Below are 15,950 nucleotides of genomic sequence, written 5' to 3'. Positions count from 1 at the left end.
GAAAGACAGCAGCGGATGACGCCGCCGCACGTCACAGGTCGATACCGAAGCCGATGCCGGCAGATGTCTCGTCACCGCTGAAAGCGCCGCCGAGGCTGAAGGACGCGCGCTCGCCGACCTTCTTCGCATAGCCGATCGACAGGGCCTGCTCGCCACTTTGGAAGCCGGCGCCGACCGCAACCCGGCCGCGCGGGCTCTGGGTGCCCGCGGCATTCGTGGCCATGTTGAGCATCGCCGCGCTCATCGCGCCCTGCTTGTCCATACGGCGATCGACGTCACTGAAACGACGTTCGACATCGCCACGGTAGGTCTCGAACTGATCGCCCCAGCTCGCCAGGCGCTGGTCGGTGTAGGCCTTGGACGTCGACACCGCCTGAGTGGCCGTGGTGTCGGCGTAGGCCTTCGCCTCGGTGACCCCGGCCTGCAACTGGCCCACGTTGGCCGCATCGGTCGACTGCGTGCCGGCGGCGACGTTGGTGATCTGGCGCTGGTTCGCAGCGCTGCCCACCGACACCGTGTTCGCACGATCCGCCACCGCGCCCTGCCCCAGTGCCACGGCGCCCTGCGCGGTGACGCTCGCGCCCTGGCCGATCGCAGTGCCGGAAGCGGCCGTCACCGATGCGCTTTCGCCGACAGCGACGGCATCGGTTGCATTGGCCGAGATGCTGCTGTTCGCACCGACCGCGGTGCTGCCATCGGCTTCGACGCGGGCGTTCCCGCCGAGCGCCGTGTCGTTGGGGCCATGCGCATAGGCATCGCCGCCCACTGCGACGCCGTTGCTGCCGTTGGCTGCCGCGCCCGCACCGACCGCGACCGCGTTGGTATCGGCGCCGATCGTAGCTGGGTTGTCGCCACCGACAGAGACGCGACCGCCGCCGCTCTGGTCGACCGCGGTCTCCACCCCGTCCACGCGCGCGTTGAGCCGGCTGATCTGCGTATCGAGTGCCGAGAACGTCTCGGCGATGCCGTCATAGGCCACGCCCTGGATCGAGTACGAGGGCGCGGTCAGCGTGCCGAATGCGGTGGCGGTGACACCACCGCCCAGCACGTCTGCCAGGCTACGCAGGCCCGCATGCAGCTGACGGCCATTGATCGCATCACTGCTTGTGGCCGACACCGCGCCGTCGGCGAGGTTGCCGATGCGCGTGCCCTCATTGCCCGCGAGTGTCAGCGCGGCCTTGTCCGCAGTGTCGTAGACGACCGCGTTCTCGGCGAGCGCATCCAGGCCCGAGGTCATGGACCGCACCTGGGCCAGGTTCACTGCATCGGTGTCTTCGGTACCGGCGGCGACATTAGTGATCTGCCGTTCTTCGCCGGCGCGACCGACGGAAATCGTGTTCGCGCGATCGGCAAGTGCGTTGGCGCCCAGGGCGACGCTGCCGTCGACTGGCGCCCACAGGCCGCTTTCTTCGAGGCGTCCGACGTAGGCGTTGGTGCCGAACGCAATCGAATCCGAACCATGGACATTCGCGCCAGTGCCGATCGCGGTGCTGTCGACGTAGAGGATCGGATCGCCGTCGCCCCAGAAGTAGCCGTTCCAGACCATGGCATCGCCGATCGCGATGCTGTTGCGCCCCGCCGCCCACGCGCCGTTGCCCACGCCCGTGCTGTTGACCCCCGATGCGAATGCGCCCCAGCCAACCGCGGTCGCGTTTTCGGCCAGCGCGCTTGAGAACCCACCCAGTGCGGTCGAGCGCAAGCCGTTCGCGCGTGCGCCGGCGCCGTAGGCGGTCGCCCAGTCCTCGGTCGCCTCGGTGCGGTCGCCGACCGCGGTGGCGTCGTAGCCGGTCGCCTGGGTCACGTAGCCGATCGCGATCGAACGGATGCCGCTGGCATTGGCCAGCGCACCGATCGCCGTCGATGCGTATTCGAGCGCCTGCGCGCCGCCGCCGATGGCCGTCGATAGACGCCCCGACGCACGCGTGTTCTGCAGGTCGGACCCCGCGAAACCTTCGCCGATCTGGTCTTCGAGCACGTCGACGATGCCGCCGATCGCGACTGCTGACTTGCCGCTGGTCTCGGTCTGCGCGCCGATCGCGATGTTGAAGTCGCCGTTGGCCTGCGCGCCTGCACCGAGCGCGGTCGAGGCCAGGCCGTTCGCCATGGTCTGTTGGTCGAGCACGACGCCGTAGCTGCCGATGTCGCTGTAGTCCAAGCGCAGCATGCCGCCGACGGCCGTGGCCGAGTTGCCGGTTGCCAGGCTGTCCTTTCCGACTGCGGTGGCTTCGTTGGCCAAGGCGAGAGCACCGCCACCCAGTGCCGTCGCGCCATTGCCGATCGCCGCGGCAGCTTCACCGGCGGCCAGCGCATTGTCGCCTTCGACGTAGGCACCGGCATCGCTGTCGGCACTACCGCTCGCCTGGAAGTAGCGCGCGACTTCGGTCGCATCGACTGCGGTCGGCGCTTCGAATGCCTGCAGCCCGACCGCCGTGGCCTGCGCCATCGCGGTCGTCGGCAGGACCAGCGCGGCGCTGACGAGCAACACGCCGGCCCGGCGGCCGGTGCGCGAGCGCGCAAGTTCCGAGGCCACGACCATGCGACCGAGCGTGGCATTCCAGAGGGTGCAGTAGATGCGGTTCATTTCGGTGTCTCCGGCAGGCGTTTCGTGAAGGCGCACGCGGTCCTGCAGCGGGCATCTGCCCGCCACGTCCGGCGTCCGTGTCTGTCTTGGCCCTGTCATCCCGATCGGGTAGGGCGTCCCGTCAACGAACGTACGACCGCCGCGTGCCCCTTGTCACCCGCGTTTTCTCGCCGGAAGATCACCGCTATCTCACCGCCGTCCGCGTGGTGCAAAGCAGCGCGAACGCCATGCCCAACCCTGTTTTCCGATGGCTAGACCGGGTGCCGATCGCCGATGTCGTCGATCGCCGCAATGCCCGCGTGATCCAGATCCTGCTGCTCTTCCTCGCCATCACCGTGCCGGCGATGGTCGTCTTCGGCGTCGCGATGACCTGGTCGACGCTCGCGCAGGGCCCCATCGCACCGGCGCTGATCATCTCGCTGGGTTTCAGCCTGGTGATCGCGGTGCTCGCCGGCGTCGGCGTGTGGATGATCCGGCGCGGCCGGTTCCGGCCGGCGGTGCGCACGATGCTCGGCGTGCTGCTGACGATGCTGTTCGTCAACGCGTTCGCGAACGGTTTCGAACGTCAGCTGCCCGATCAGCTGGCGCAGATGCTGGTGCTGATCCTCAGCGGGCTTGTGCTGGGGCGGCGCACCTTGTGGATCGTGTTCTTCGCCCTGCTTGCCATGGTCGCGGTGGGCGTGATGCGCGATACGCTGGTGCTGTTCGCCGAGACACCGGCGCGCGCGCTCTACAACGTCCCCTCGACGATCCTGAGCTATTTTCTGGTCGCGATCCTCACCGACCGCACCACCGAGGCACTGCGCGAAAGCCTGCGCGAATCCAATGCGCGCGGCGAAGCACTGGAGCAGGAAATCCGCGAGCGTGAGCGCACCCATGCGCAGTTGATCCACGCGCAGAAGAAGGAGATCACCGAGCGCATGGCCAGCGGCATGGCCCACGATTTCAACAACATCTTCTCGGTCATCGCCGGCTTCTCGGCCGAGCGCCACGAAGACGACGGCGGCAGCGACGCGCAACGCGCTGGGCAACTGGAAAGCAGCCTCGAATCAGTGGAGGAATCTGCGCGACGCGGGATGGCGATCAGCCGCCGACTGCTGCGCTTCAGTCGCCGCGACGATGCGCAGGCGGAAGTCTTCGATGCCGGCGAAGCGATCGATGCGTTGCAACCGATGCTGCGCCAATTGCTCGACGCGCACATCGTGCTGACCTGCTCCCGTGAGGCCGCGCCGCTGCCGATCCTGTTCGACCGTAGCCAGTTCGAACTGATGCTGCTCAACCTGGCATCCAACGCACGCGATGCGATTGGCGGCAACGGCACGTTCGCGATCGATGCGCGCCGCGAGCGCGGCGACGTGGTGATCGCGCTGCGCGACGACGGCGTCGGCATGCCGGCCGATGTCGCAGCGCGCGTATTCGAACCGTTCTTCAGCACCAAGCCCGCCGACAGCGGCACCGGTCTGGGCTTGGCAGTCGTGCACGAGCTGGTGACCAAGGCGGGCGGCACGATCGATGTGACGAGCACGCCCGGCGCGGGCACCACGTTCCGGATCGCGTTGCCGCTCAGCCCTGCGGCGTGAGCATGTAACCGCGGCCCCGCACCGCGGTCAGCGGCAGGTCCTCGCCGCAACGCGCGTGCGCCTTGCTGCGCAGACGATGGATCATCGAATCGATGCGGTGCGCGTCGAAGTCGTGCACCTGCTCGGTCAGCGTTTCGATCAGCTGCTCGCGCGACACGAGTGCGCCAGGCGTTTCGAACAGGCGTCTGCACAGCCGGCGCTCGCTCTGGGTCAGTGCCGCCGAACCGCCGGACGGCGACAGCAGACACCAGCCGTCTTCACTCATGCGCCAACGGCGGTCGGGCGCGCGCGCGGGTGCGGGCGTCGTACCGATGCGCCTGGCGAGGCTGTGCAATGTGGCGGCGAGCAGGTCGATCTCGACCGGCTTGGTCAGATAGGCGTCGGCGCCTTCGGCGAGGCCGCGCACGCGGTCGCCGGTCTCGGCGCGGCTGGTCAGCATCACCACCCCGAGTTGCGGCCGCGTCTCGCGCAGCGCGCGCGCAAGGCTGAAGCCGTCGCCATCGGGCAGACCGACATCCAGCACCACCAGGTCGACCGGGCGCAGCTCCAGATGCGCGCGCAGCGCCGCGATGGTCTCGAATCCAACCACATCGAAACCGAAGCGCTGCAGGCCCGGCAGCAGGATGCGCTCGCGCAGCATGACCTCGTCCTCGAGTACAGCAACATGCAGCGGGGCGTGCGCGGTCATGGCGGAAAGGAGCCGGTCATCGTGGCCGGCATCCTAGCCCCACCGGGGGCCACGTGGACAGACACACGCAAAACGGGCGCCGGCCTTCCCCGCCGTCGCCCGCTGGCCCCGCTTTGTTGGCCGGCGTCCGCGCGCTGCGCGGACGCCGGTTATCTCCCTACTTCTCGTAGGCCGATTCGCCGTGCGAGACGATGTCCAGACCTGCGCGCTCTTCGTCCTCGGTCACGCGTAGACCGACGACGAGCTTGACGATCAGCATCACCACCGCGGTCACCACGGCGCACCAGAGCACGGTGAACGCGACGCTGACGAACTGCACCCACACCTGGGCGCCGATCGCGAGATCGACTTCGGTGCCGCCCAGCGACTGTGCGCTGAAGACACCGGTCAGCAGCGCGCCGACGATGCCGCCGATGCCGTGTACGCCGAACACGTCGAGACTATCGTCGGCGCGCAGCAGGCGCTTGAGACCGGTGACGCCCCACACGCACAGCGCACCTGCGGCCAGACCGATGACCACGGCGCCCATGGGGCCCACGGTACCGGCGGCGGGCGTGATGCCGACCAGACCCGCGATCGCACCCGATGCCGCGCCCAGTGCCGACGGACGGCCCTTGGTGAACGCTTCGACGATGCTCCAGGCGACCACACCTGCGGACGTGGCGACCATCGTGTTGAGCATGGCCAGCGACGCGCTGGCATCGGCGGCGAGCGCCGAGCCCGCGTTGAAGCCGAACCAGCCGACCCACAGCAGCGATGCGCCGATGAAGGTGAAGGGCACGCTGTGCGGCTTGATCGCTTCCTTGCCGTAGCCCAGGCGCTTGCCGAGGAAGTACGCGCCCACCAGACCGGCGACACCGGCGTTGATGTGCACCACCGTGCCGCCGGCGAAATCGATCACGCCCTTGTGCGCGAGGAAGCCTGCTTCACCGCTCCACACCATGTGCACCATCGGCAGGTAGGCGAACGTCACCCACAGGATGGAGAACAGCAGCACCGCCGAGAACTTGATGCGCTCGGCGAACGAGCCGACGACCAGCGCCGTGGTGATGCCGGCGAACGTCGACTGGAACACGATGAAGAGAAATTCCGGCAGACCACCGGCATCCGTCTCCGCGGTGATGCCGCGCAGGAAGGCCTTTTCGGTGAACGAGCCGAAGAACGCATTGCCGTCGGTGAACGCCGCGCTGTAGCCGTAGGCCACCCACAGGATGATCACCACCGAGAACACCACCAGCACCTGCATGATCACCGACAGCACGTTCTTCGAACGCACCATGCCGCCGTAGAACAGGGCGAGGCCCGGCACCACCATCAGCAGCACCAGCAGCGTGGAGGTGAGCATCCACGCCACATTGCCGCTGTCGAAGGTCACGGCCTCGGCCGTGTCCACAACCGCGGCCGCGGTCTCGGCCGCCGGCAGGTCCTGGGCGAAGGCGCTGCCCGCCACACCGAACAATGCGCACGCACACAAAAGCATCAGGCACAGCGCCTGCATCCGGGTCTTCCACCCGCGGGACTCGATCTTTTTCATTTCAGAAATCTCCGTGGGGTCAGAGCGCATCGGCGCCGATTTCGCCGGTGCGGATACGCAGGGCCTGTTCCAGGGCAAGTACGAACACCTTGCCGTCGCCGACCTTGCCGGTCCCTGCCGCCTGGGTGATCGCCTCGATCGCCGCCTCGAACACGTCGTCGCTGACCGCGCATTCGATCTTCAGCTTGGGCAGGAAATCGACGACGTATTCGGCGCCGCGATAGAGCTCGGTATGGCCTTTCTGCCGACCGAAGCCCTTGACCTCGGTGACGGTCAGGCCGGTGACGCCGGCCTCGCCGAGTGCCTCTCGGACCTCGTCGAGCTTGAACGGGCGGATGATCGCGATGATCAGTTTCATTTGGGTCTCCAGGTGCGCGCGCGCCGCGTCAGAACGACTTGGTGACGGCGAGGGTGATGGTGTCGTCGGGACCGATCAGGTCGTTGTCGTTGAAGTTCAGGGCGATGTCGAAGCCGTTGTCGAACGACTTGCCTATACCCGCCGACCAGAACGCGTAGGTCGCTGTGCCCGCGCTGCCGGCGACCCACTGCTTGCCGACGGCGCCGTTGAGGGTCCAGCTGGGTGCGAACTCCCAGCCCACAGCGACGTCGAGGTTGCTGCTGCCGTCGGAATCGGGAATGCCGAACAGGTCGGTGACGGCGTAGGAGTACTTCGCGCTGAGGATGTTCCAGCTCACACCGGCGTAGAGCTCGGTGGTGTCGGCCTTGTTGAAGCCGGCGGGATAGCTGCCCGGATACCAGTAATGCACGGCGCCGACGTCGTAGCCGAAGCCGCTGTCGCCGAAATCGCCGCGGAAGCCGACATAGCCGTCGAGTTCGAGCTGGCTGGAGATGTCCGGGTCGGAATCGGACAGCCAGCTGATGCTGCTGCCCCAGGCGCCAGCATAGAAACCGCTGTCATGCGCCCACTCGACGCCGCCCTGCAAAGCAGGTTTTTCGTCGGTCTGGCTGAGGCCGCGGAACAGGTAATCGCTGGTCAGCGTGATCGAACCGGAGACTTCCGCATGGGCGGCACCGGCGGACAGCAGACCTGCGCACAGCAGTGTGGCGAGTGCGTTCTTGCGTGACGACATGACAGGCTCCTCAAATGAATGGAAAGCCCTCCCCGGTCATTGCGTACTGCGTCTGTTGTTGTTCTTCTTTTCGCAGGTGGAGCATTCGACGCCGGCGTGCCCCCTGGCTGCCGTCGCCGCGACCGACGCTCTATGGCGCCTGAGCGGCCGCTCTCCGATCCATCGGTTGAATCCCGGACTCCGTGCGCCTGCCGGCAGTGCCGCCCACCGTGGGGGAGGGAGGCGCCGCCGCTTCGGCGGTGGAAACGAATCGGGGCCGGCCAATGGCCAGCCCCGGAGTGCGTCAGATCGCGTAGTACATCTGGTACTCGAGCGGGTGGGTCGCGCCGCGGAACGCGGTGACTTCCTTCATCTTCAGCGCGATGTAGGCATCGATGAAGTCGTCGGAGAACACGCCGCCGGCCTTGAGGAAGTCGCGGTCCTTGTCGAGCGCGTCGAGTGCCTGGTCCAGCGAGTGGCAGACGGTCGGGAAGTTCTTCTCTTCCTCGGGCGGCAGGTCGTAGAGATCCTTGTCGCTCGGGCCGCCCGGATCGATCTGGTTCTTGATGCCGTCCAGACCCGCCATCATCAGCGCGGCGAAGGTCAGATAGCCGGACTGCATCGGATCGGGGAAGCGCATCTCGATGCGGCGCGCCTTCGGGTTCGCCACGTACGGAATGCGGCAGGAGGCCGAGCGGTTCGACGCCGAGTAGGCCAGCATCACCGGCGCTTCGAAGCCCGGCACCAGACGCTTGTAGGAGTTGGTCGACGCGTTGGAGAAGGCGTTGATCGCGCGGGCGTGCTTGAAGATGCCGCCGATGTACCACAGCGCCGTCTGGCTCAGGCCGCCGTAGCCGTCACCGGTGAACAGGTTGGTGCCGCCCTTGGCCAGGCTCTGGTGCACGTGCATGCCGCTGCCGTTGTCGCCGACGATGGGCTTGGGCATGAAGGTCGCGGTCTTGCCGTTGCGGAACGCGACGTTCTTGATGATGTACTTCATCGTCTGCAGCTCGTCGGCCTTCTTGACCAGCGAGTTGAAGCGCGTGCCGATCTCGCACTGGCCCGCGTTCGCGACTTCGTGATGGTGCACTTCGACCTCGATGCCGACCTGTTCCAGCGTCTTGCACATCTCGGCGCGGATGTCGTGCAGCGAGTCGAGCGGTGCGACCGGGAAATAGCCGCCCTTGATACCGGGACGATAGCCGCTGTTGCCGCCTTCGTATTCCTTGGACGAGCTCCAGTGCGCTTCTTCGGATTCGATATGGAAGAAGGTATGGCCCATCTCATTCGCGTAGCGCACCGAATCGAAGATGAAGAATTCGGGCTCGGGGCCGAAGAACGCCTGATCGGCGATGCCGCTGGATTTCAGGAACGCCTCGGCCTGCTTGGCGATGCCGCGCGGGTCGCGCTCATACGACTGCATCGTGGTCGGGTCGAGGATGTCGCAGGTGATGACCAGCGTCGGATCGGAGGTGAACGGATCGACGAACGCGGTGGACGCGTCGGGCAACAGCACCATGTCGGAGTTCTGGATGCCCTTCCAGCCGCTGATCGACGAGCCGTCGAACATCTTGCCGTCTTCGAACAGGCCGGGCTCGATGATCGACTTCGGGAACGTGACGTGGTGCTGCACGCCGCGCATATCGGTGAACCGCAGATCGATGAACTCGATCTTGTGGTCCTTGATCAGCTTTTCGAGATTGTCGGTAGACATGGAGCGACTGCCTTGCGTGTTGATTGTGTTCCTGACTTACGCAATCGCCGTGCCAACAGCCTAGAACCAATGAAATCAAGCGGTTAAACGTTTCGCGCCGCGGACCCCCGCCAATTCACGTACGTGGTTGGTGCGTTATTCCTGCGTTTGCACCTCAATGGTGCTTCAGCTGGGCAGGGGCAGGCCTCGGTCCGCCTTGACCGTGCGCAGCACGAAACTCGAGTTCACATCCTCCACTGCCGGCTGGTTGAGCAGGCGATCGAGCAGGAAGCGCGAGAAGTGTTCGAGATCGCGCACGATCACCTGCAGCAGGTAGTCCATGTCGCCGGTCAGCGCGTGACAGGCGATCACCTCCTCCCAGCCGTTGACCAGGGCGGCGAAGCCGGCGACCGCGGCACTGTCGTGGTGCTTGAGCTGGACGCGCACGAAGGCTTGCAGTCCCAGGCCCAGGCGTTCGGCACTGACATCGGCGCGGTAACCGGCAATCACCCCGTCGCGCTCCAGCCGCTGCACCCGCCGCAAACAGGCCGAGGGCGACAGGTGGATACGCTCGGCCAGGTCGGCGTTAGTGAGTCGACCATTGCGCTGGAGCTCGGCCAGCAGCAGCAGGTCGGTGCGGTCGAGATCGGCAGCAGCCATTCTCGTTGTCCTGAATTGCGGATATGCGCAAGATTATTGCGCGTATACGGCCTGGGCGCGCAATCACGCAAGCCTGTTGCAGCGAAACGGCGCTATCGTCGTGGATCAAGGAAATCCACTGGAGTCGCCATGTCCGCCCAGCCATCGAACGTCCCACGCCGCGTCGAGAACCTGCAGACCGACAAGGGCAGGGTGCCGGTCTACGCCACCGGCATCGTCGAGCAGCCCTGGGACACCTACAGCGCCGATGACCACGCGACCTGGGCCACGCTCTATGCGCGCCAGCGCGAACTGTTGGTCGGCCGTGCCTGCGACGAATTCCTGCAGGCGCAGGACGCGATGGGCATGACCCCGGACGCGATTCCGAAGTTCACCGAACTCAACGAGGTGCTCGAAGCCGCCACCGGCTGGACCCTGCTCGGCGTCGAAGGCCTGCTGCCGGAACTCGACTTCTTCGACCATCTCGCCAACCGCCGCTTTCCGGTGACGTGGTGGATTCGTCGCCCGGACCAGATCGACTACATCGAAGAACCCGATCTCTTCCACGACCTGTTCGGCCATGTGCCGCTGCTGATGAATCCGGTGTTCGCCGATTACATGGAGGCCTACGGCAAGGGCGGCGTCAAGGCGCACGGCATCGGCCCGGATGCACTGCAGAGCCTGACCCGGCTGTACTGGTACACGGTGGAGTTCGGCCTGATCCAGCAGGCCGATGGCCTGCGCATCTTCGGCGCCGGCATCGTGTCGTCGAAGGGCGAGTCGATCTACTCGCTGGATTCGGATGCGCCCAACCGGATCGGCTTTGATCTGGAGCGCATCATGCGCACGCGCTACCGCATCGACACCTACCAGAAGACCTACTTCGTCATCGACAGCTTCGAACAGCTGATGGACGCGACCGGCCCGGATTTCACCCCGATCTATGCGCGCCTGGCAGAGCAGGACACGGTGGGTGCGGGGACTGTGCGCGAGGAGGATCGCGTGTTCTATCGCGGCACGGGCGAGGGCTGGACGGCGGGTGGCGATGTTTGATTGATGGAGTCAGCTGTTGCGCAGACCTTGAGAGAGGGCGCACGACTGCGTGACCCGTCGCCCCAGCGGAAGCTGGGGCCCATTTTGATCTTGCGGCTCAAAGCGAACTGATGGATCGCCGCGAACATGGATCCCCGCTCGACCAGACATGCGTCTGTTGAAAGCCTCTTAGACGACGATCGCTTTTCACATAGACGGCGCCCGATCAATTCCGCGGCGCTTTGAGCTCGGAGCACAGTCATTCCGGCGAACGCCGGATTCTCAACGGACGAAGGTCCAGTCATCCAGTCGCTCGGAACGCGATGTCGGAATTCGCCATCTCCGCAGCGCAACGACACAGTCACTGGATTCCGGCGTTCGCCGGAATGACGAACATTGTGGCGAGGCTTAGCGCGTCAGTGCATGCACGCGTTCGTAGGACGGGCAGAGCGCAGCGAAACCCTTGCCTCACCGATTCCAACTCCACTGCGCCCCCACCATCAGCCCACGTCCCGGGCCCGGCTCGTAGAACCGGCCGTTACCTTCGTTGACGATCACCGAGCCGATGTAGGCGTGGTCGAGCACGTTGTCGACGCGCACGAAGGTCCGCAGCTCGCCCGCATCGAACCGCCAGCGGCGTGCGCCCTCGAGATGTACGAGCGCGTAGCCGGCCGCGCGCCCGGTCGCGAGATCGTCGACGACGACGTCACCCACGCCGACACCTTCGATCGCTGCGCTCCACGGCCCGCCGCTCCAGTCGAGCCGCGCGAACAGCTGGCGCGCCGGGACGCCCGGAATGCGCGCGCCTGCGGCGACCGGCGTGGCCGGCACGGTGCAGCCCGCACCGGTGCAGACGAGATAGTCATCGCGGAAGGTCGCATCGAGCCAGGTCGCGGCGACGCTCAGATCGAACGACGCGCCCAGTGGCTGACGCAACGAGAGCTCGGCGCCTTGGCGGCGCGCGCGACCGATGTTCTGGAAACTGCTGCGGCCGCCGACATTGCGCGCGACGGCGAGCTCGTCGTCGGTGTCGGCGCGGAACAGCGCGGCGTTGAGCGCGGTGCCCGAACGCGCTTGCCACTTCGTGCCGATCTCGAGGTTGTCGCTGACCGCCGGCGCGAGATCGAAGGCGAGCCCGGCGCCACCGTCGGCGCGGTAGCCGAGTTCGTTGAAGGTCGGCGTCTCGAAGCCGCGTCCGGCCGACGCGTACACGCGCAGATCCTCGCGCGGCGCGAACGTGACGCCGGCCACCGGCGAGGTCTGGCGGAACGCGATGCGGCCGCTGTCGTCGGGATTGCTCGCGGTCACGAAGGCATCGCGCGAGACGAACTCCACCTCGCTGTGCCGCACGCCGGCCAGCAGCGACCAGCGCGGCGCGAAGGTCCAGTAGAGCTGCGCGAACTGGTCGCGGTTCTCGACGGTGTTGCGCTCGTCGCGTCGCAGCCGCCCGCGCACGCCCAACGCGTCGCCGACGAAATTCTCGAAGCCCTGGCGGTCCTGACGCTGCCGATCGGCGTTCGCGCCGACGGTCGCCTCGAGCGGACGCCCGGCCAGCGTGCCTTCCCAGCTCCAGCGCAGGTCGAGGCCGCCGTAACTATTGTCGAGATCGATGACGCCGCCCGAGTTCAGCGGATTGGCCTGCGCGGCAGGCGGAATCGGCAGGTACTGCACGACCGCGCGTTCACCACCGTAGGCCATCGCACGCAGCGTCTGCGCATCGCCGATGCCGTGTTCGTAGACCGCGCCGGCCTGGCTCTGGCGCACGGTCTTGCGCGTGTCGAACTGGCGCGCGACCGCGGCGACCTGGCGCGGGTTCTCGCGGACCTGCGCAGCGGTCAGGCCGAGCGGATCCTGCGCGTCGATGTCGACATGGTTGGCGACCAGATCCAGGCGGCGCCGATCGCCGAAATCGAAGCGCAGCTTCGCGTTCGCCGAGTCGCGTCGCGCGGCGCTGTGGTCGCGCCAGCCGTCGGTGTCGAAGCGCGACAGCGCGAGGTTGTAGCCGACCGCCTCCGTGCCACCACGCAGCTGCGTCGACAGGCTGGTCGTGTTGTCGCGCCCTTGGCTGGCCTTGAAGCGCCAGGGATCGCCGGGCTGTCCGTCAGCGCTCCACAGCTGCACGACGCCGCCGGAGGAATTGCCGTACAGCGCCGAGAACGGCCCGCGCATGATCTCGATGCGGTCGCCGCCGACCAGACTGAAATGCGAGAGCTGGCCCTGACCATCCGGCATCGACGCGGGGATGCCATCGGCGAACAGCCGTACGCCGCGCACGCCGAACGTGGAGCGCGCACCGAATCCGCGAATCGACAGCTGTGTGTCCTGCGCGTGGTTCTGCCGGTCGCGCGCGAGCATACCCGGCACGCCCGACAGCGGTTCGGACGCGACGGTGCCGGCGCGGTTGCTGTCCGCGTCGCCCAGGCGGATCGCATCGACCGAGGCCGGCGTGTCGAAATCGCTGACGCCACGCAGGCGCGTCGCATCGACGCGCACGCGTTCGAGTGTGGTGGGCGCATCGCTCGCCGCCTGCGCATGCGCGAAGCCGGGCGAGAGCAGGACCAGCGACAGCGCGATTGCCAGCGCGGTGGGGGCCGCGCGCATCAGCCGAACACCAGCTTGCCGCGCATCACGTTCCAGTGGCCGGGGAACGAACAGAAGAAGGTGTAGTCACCGCCGCGCGTCAGACCGGCGGTGGGGAAGGTGATGGTCGTCGTCTCGCCGCCACCGATGACTTTCGTGTGTGCGATGACGCGCGTGTCGCCGGCGGGCAGATAGCTGCCGGCGAGATTCCCGCGACCACCGGCGATCGCGACCGGGCGATAGTCTGCAGTCCGGGTCAGCACCCAGTTGTGACCCATTGCTGCAGCCATCTGGCGACCGGTATGACGCAGGGTGAGACGCACCTGGGTGCAATCGGCGGCGACACGCAGTTCGGACTTGTCGAAGCGCATCGCATCGTTGCTGCCGATCGACAGGTCGCAGGTGCGCGCGAACGCGCCGGTGGCAGGCAACAACAGCAGCAGCGCGAGCGCGCCGCGCAAAGCGCGGTTCGGCATGACATCTCCGTGGGGAAGTGAGGCGTGCGATGCGACGCATCGCGTCGCGCATTGTCGCAAACGCAGGCGTGAACGGCCCGGGACGGAATGTCGCAGCGAGGCTTGTTACAGCAGCTGCGCGGTTGCGCTCGATAGACCCACAGCACTGCATACCGTCGCCCCACCGTACGCTGGGGCGACGAGCACCGGAGTCACGTCGGGGAAACGCCGGCCTCAGATCACCTGCAACGTGATCGCCTTCAGCACCGCACGCGTGCGATCACGCGTGCCGAGTTTTTCGAGGATCGCCGACACGTAGTTCTTCACCGTGCCTTCGGCGAGGAACAGGCTGCGGGCGATCTCCTTGTTGGAATAGCCGCCGGCCAGAAGGCGCAGGATCGCGATCTCGCGTTCGGTGAAGGTTTCGCGCGGGGCGTGGTCGTCGTGGAAGCGATAGCGCGCGCGCACCGGTTCGGTACTGACCGGTTGCAGCAATGTTTCCCCGGCAGCAACGCGCGCGATCGCGTCGCGCAGATCCTCGGGCGCGGCGTCCTTGAGCAGGAAGCCCTGGGCGCCGGCATCGGTCGCGCGCAGCAGCAGGTCGCTGTCGTCGAAGGTGGTCAGCAGCAACACCGGTGTCGTGTCGCCGCGTGCGCGCAGCGCGGTCAGCGCTTCGATGCCGTCGAGGCCGGGCATGCGGATGTCGCTGAGCACCACATCGACCGGATTCGAGGCGAGCTGCTCGAGCAGCGTCGTGCCCGAGTCGGCCTCGAACACGATCACGATGCCGTGGCGTTCGAGCAGCGCGCGTAGGCCGGCGCGGACCAGCGCCTGGTCGTCCGCGAGCGCGACACGGACCGGCAACGCGCTCACGCCGGCAGCTCCGCATCGATGCGCATCGCGCCGCTGGGATTGCGCACCAGCCGCACGCGGCCCTGCAATGCGGCGAGGCGTTCGCGCATGCCGGCAATGCCGTTGCCCTCGCGCCAGCCCTCGCGCATGCGTCCGTCGTCTTCGATGGTGACGTACAACAGGTCGCCATTGCGATGCAGAGTGACATCGAGCGTGTCCGCATCGGCGTGCTTCGCAGCATTGGTCAGCGCCTCCTGTACCAGTCGCAACACCGCTTCAGCGATCGCGGGATCGGACACGCGTACGTCGTCGGCGATGGTGAGCCGCAGGCGCGGACGCGGCATCGGCGCGGCGAGCGCACGCAAGGCGGTTGCGAGATCGAGACCGCCGCTGTCGCGCAAGGCCTGCACCACATTGCGGATATCACCGAGCAGTTCGCCCGACAGCTGTTCGGCGATGCGCAGCTGCGGGTGGTCGGCGAACGCCGGCTCATCCGCCAGCGCGCGCAGGTTGAGGCGCATCGCGGTGAGCTTGTGGCCGGCGACGTCGTGCAGTTCGCGCGCCACGCGCAAGCGTTCGGCGTCGCGGGCGCTGTCGGCTAGCAGCGCGCGCGTGGCCAGCAGGTCGGCATTGACGCGCGAGAGTGCATCGCGGGCGTGCTCGGCGCTACGTGCGTAATACATGCACAGCGCGGCGAAGGCCTGGAAGCCCGCGAAGCTCAGCACGATCTGCAGCGGCGCGCGGAAATCGCCCATGTGGCGCAGCAGCACGTAGTAGACGATGTCGACCACGATCACCGCGGCCACCGCCTGCCGTGTCGGCCAGTCGGCGAACGCGACCGCCGCCCAGATCACCAGCAGCACCTGCACCGCACCGGCCCGCGCGTCCAGGCCGATCAGCACCAGCGCGATCACCGGGAGCAGCCCGATCACAAGATGTTCGGCCCAGCGCAGCCTCGGCGGCCAGACCGACAGCGACAGGAAGCCGAGCGAGAACGCGGCCAGCAACGCCCATGCCAGCGCGCGGTGGTCCGCATCGTAGAGCCGCATCGACGGCGCGACCGCGGCGATCGTCAGCAGCGCGGCGAAGTTGAGCGGGTTGAGCAGGCGCCGACGGTTCATGGGCGCATGCTGACGGCCGCTGCTGCGCGCGGCAATGGCCCGGACGCAGAAGGTGACTTCCGGCACTGCGGATCGATGACCACCGGCAGCTGGCGCCGGCCCGCGGGGCATCGACACTGCGGCCA

The 15,950-nt window shown here is 67.1% G+C and carries 13 protein-coding genes; 2 read left to right on the top strand and 11 right to left on the bottom strand.

The window, feature by feature from the left end; all coding sequences use genetic code 11:
- Positions 1-31: 31 nt before the first annotated feature.
- Positions 32-2,581 carry an ESPR-type extended signal peptide-containing protein gene (locus J2X52_RS01120; protein WP_310147568.1) on the bottom strand — a complete coding sequence of 850 codons (2,550 nt, stop codon included), beginning with the start codon at positions 2,579-2,581 and terminating at the stop codon, positions 32-34.
- A 227-nt stretch (positions 2,582-2,808) separates the two neighbouring features.
- Here J2X52_RS01120 and J2X52_RS01115 point away from each other — a divergent pair, with 227 nt between their 5' ends.
- Entirely contained in the window at positions 2,809-4,161 is a 1,353-nt protein-coding gene (locus J2X52_RS01115) for an ATP-binding protein (RefSeq protein ID WP_310147567.1), read from the top strand.
- On the opposite strand, the gene J2X52_RS01110 is transcribed toward J2X52_RS01115, so the two are convergent.
- The 6 genes from J2X52_RS01110 to J2X52_RS01085 all read right to left on the bottom strand — a co-directional run bounded on the left by J2X52_RS01110 (position 4,145) and on the right by J2X52_RS01085 (position 9,806).
- Entirely contained in the window at positions 4,145-4,849 is a 705-nt protein-coding gene (locus J2X52_RS01110; protein WP_310147565.1) for a response regulator transcription factor, read from the bottom strand. The genes J2X52_RS01115 and J2X52_RS01110 overlap by 17 nt on opposite strands.
- Before the next feature lie 157 nt (positions 4,850-5,006).
- Positions 5,007-6,413: an ammonium transporter gene (locus J2X52_RS01105; protein WP_310147563.1), complete on the bottom strand. Its 1,407-nt coding sequence runs from the start codon at positions 6,411-6,413 to the stop codon at positions 5,007-5,009.
- A complete protein-coding gene (locus J2X52_RS01100) occupies positions 6,403-6,741 on the bottom strand; it encodes a P-II family nitrogen regulator (RefSeq protein ID WP_310147560.1) in 339 nt (112 codons plus the stop codon). Before J2X52_RS01100 ends, J2X52_RS01105 begins: the two co-directional genes overlap by 11 nt.
- Positions 6,742-6,769: 28 nt before the next feature.
- A complete protein-coding gene (locus tag J2X52_RS01095; RefSeq protein WP_310147558.1) occupies positions 6,770-7,474 on the bottom strand; it encodes a TorF family putative porin in 705 nt (234 codons plus the stop codon).
- A 283-nt stretch (positions 7,475-7,757) separates the two neighbouring features.
- Complete coding sequence (glnA, locus tag J2X52_RS01090; protein WP_310147557.1) at positions 7,758-9,167, bottom strand: type I glutamate--ammonia ligase; 1,410 nt, start codon at positions 9,165-9,167, stop codon at positions 7,758-7,760.
- A gap of 165 nt (positions 9,168-9,332) precedes the next feature.
- Positions 9,333-9,806 (bottom strand): Lrp/AsnC family transcriptional regulator, encoded by a 474-nt coding sequence (locus tag J2X52_RS01085; RefSeq protein WP_310147555.1) that lies wholly within the window; start codon positions 9,804-9,806, stop codon positions 9,333-9,335.
- Positions 9,807-9,935: 129 nt separating this feature from the next.
- Here J2X52_RS01085 and phhA point away from each other — a divergent pair, with 129 nt between their 5' ends.
- Positions 9,936-10,838 carry a phenylalanine 4-monooxygenase gene (gene phhA, locus J2X52_RS01080; RefSeq protein WP_310147554.1) on the top strand — a complete coding sequence of 301 codons (903 nt, stop codon included), beginning with the start codon at positions 9,936-9,938 and terminating at the stop codon, positions 10,836-10,838.
- Between the two features lie 447 nt (positions 10,839-11,285).
- On the opposite strand, the gene J2X52_RS01075 is transcribed toward phhA, so the two are convergent.
- The 4 genes from J2X52_RS01075 to J2X52_RS01060 all read right to left on the bottom strand — a co-directional run bounded on the left by J2X52_RS01075 (position 11,286) and on the right by J2X52_RS01060 (position 15,936).
- A complete protein-coding gene (locus J2X52_RS01075) occupies positions 11,286-13,418 on the bottom strand; it encodes a TonB-dependent receptor (protein WP_310147553.1) in 2,133 nt (710 codons plus the stop codon).
- Complete coding sequence (azu, locus tag J2X52_RS01070) at positions 13,418-13,873, bottom strand: azurin (protein ID WP_310147552.1); 456 nt, start codon at positions 13,871-13,873, stop codon at positions 13,418-13,420. Before azu ends, J2X52_RS01075 begins: the two co-directional genes overlap by 1 nt.
- A gap of 213 nt (positions 13,874-14,086) precedes the next feature.
- On the bottom strand, positions 14,087-14,725 hold the full coding sequence (locus J2X52_RS01065) for a response regulator transcription factor (RefSeq protein ID WP_310147550.1): 639 nt from the start codon (positions 14,723-14,725) through the stop codon (positions 14,087-14,089).
- Positions 14,722-15,936 carry a histidine kinase gene (locus tag J2X52_RS01060; RefSeq protein WP_310148775.1) on the bottom strand — a complete coding sequence of 405 codons (1,215 nt, stop codon included), beginning with the start codon at positions 15,934-15,936 and terminating at the stop codon, positions 14,722-14,724. The genes J2X52_RS01065 and J2X52_RS01060 overlap by 4 nt, the downstream gene beginning before the upstream one ends.
- Positions 15,937-15,950 lie beyond the last annotated feature (14 nt).

Origin of the sequence: Luteimonas sp. 3794 (genome assembly GCF_031456825.1) — a bacterium.
GTDB lineage: Bacteria > Pseudomonadota > Gammaproteobacteria > Xanthomonadales > Xanthomonadaceae > Luteimonas.
The sequence above is the reverse complement of the archived record's forward strand: the minus strand, read 5'-3'. Positions and strand labels throughout refer to the sequence as shown.

Bases quoted from the DNA above. Each gene is read 5' to 3' on its own strand.
- J2X52_RS01120 (WP_310147568.1), bottom strand. From the start codon at position 2,581: ATGAACCGCATCTACTGCACCCTCTGGAATGCCACGCTCGGTCGCATG.
- J2X52_RS01115 (WP_310147567.1), top strand. From the start codon at position 2,809: ATGCCCAACCCTGTTTTCCGATGGCTAGACCGGGTGCCGATCGCCGAT.
- J2X52_RS01110 (WP_310147565.1), bottom strand. From the start codon at position 4,849: ATGACCGCGCACGCCCCGCTGCATGTTGCTGTACTCGAGGACGAGGTC.
- J2X52_RS01105 (WP_310147563.1), bottom strand. From the start codon at position 6,413: ATGCGCTCTGACCCCACGGAGATTTCTGAAATGAAAAAGATCGAGTCC.
- J2X52_RS01100 (WP_310147560.1), bottom strand. From the start codon at position 6,741: ATGAAACTGATCATCGCGATCATCCGCCCGTTCAAGCTCGACGAGGTC.
- J2X52_RS01095 (WP_310147558.1), bottom strand. From the start codon at position 7,474: ATGTCGTCACGCAAGAACGCACTCGCCACACTGCTGTGCGCAGGTCTG.
- glnA (WP_310147557.1), bottom strand. From the start codon at position 9,167: ATGTCTACCGACAATCTCGAAAAGCTGATCAAGGACCACAAGATCGAG.
- J2X52_RS01085 (WP_310147555.1), bottom strand. From the start codon at position 9,806: ATGGCTGCTGCCGATCTCGACCGCACCGACCTGCTGCTGCTGGCCGAG.
- phhA (WP_310147554.1), top strand. From the start codon at position 9,936: ATGTCCGCCCAGCCATCGAACGTCCCACGCCGCGTCGAGAACCTGCAG.
- J2X52_RS01075 (WP_310147553.1), bottom strand. From the start codon at position 13,418: ATGCGCGCGGCCCCCACCGCGCTGGCAATCGCGCTGTCGCTGGTCCTG.
- azu (WP_310147552.1), bottom strand. From the start codon at position 13,873: ATGCCGAACCGCGCTTTGCGCGGCGCGCTCGCGCTGCTGCTGTTGTTG.
- J2X52_RS01060 (WP_310148775.1), bottom strand. From the start codon at position 15,936: ATGCCCCGCGGGCCGGCGCCAGCTGCCGGTGGTCATCGATCCGCAGTG.